Source organism: Xanthomonas sp. SHU 166 (assembly GCF_000364685.1).
In the GTDB taxonomy this organism is placed as follows: domain Bacteria; phylum Pseudomonadota; class Gammaproteobacteria; order Xanthomonadales; family Xanthomonadaceae; genus Xanthomonas_A; species Xanthomonas_A sontii.
This window is the reverse complement of sequence record NZ_AQOJ01000751.1, coordinates 1-308: the sequence shown is the minus strand read 5'-3', so window position 1 is coordinate 308 and position 308 is coordinate 1. Positions and strand designations below refer to the sequence as shown.

General features: G+C 74.4%; 1 protein-coding gene. It reads right to left on the bottom strand.

Annotation, left to right across the window (positions count from 1 at the left end; genetic code table 11):
* Positions 1 to 122: 122 nt before the first annotated feature.
* Positions 123 to 308, bottom strand: a 186-nt coding sequence (locus tag D180_RS17510) for an ArsB/NhaD family transporter (protein ID WP_043091261.1), incomplete at its 5' end; no start/stop codon positions are given.

Below are 308 nucleotides of genomic sequence, written 5' to 3'. Positions count from 1 at the left end.
CGGCCGCGACGCGGTGCGGTAGAAGCCGCCGCGGCCGACCCGCGGTCGCTGCAGGCCGGGCCTGGGTGCCCATCCCGCGGGCTTGGCCGCCATGGGCAATCCGCGAAGTGGGCGCGCGCCACTCAGCCCAGCAGCAGGCGCGCACCCAGCGCGCACAGCAGCGCCGGCGGCATCACCAGCGCGCCGACCTTGAGGAAGCGCCAGAAGCCCACGTCCTCGCCTTCGCGGCGGATCGCGGTCAGCCACAGAATGGTCGCCAGCGAGCCGGTGATCGACAGGTTCGGGCCCAGGTCCACGCCGATCAGCAG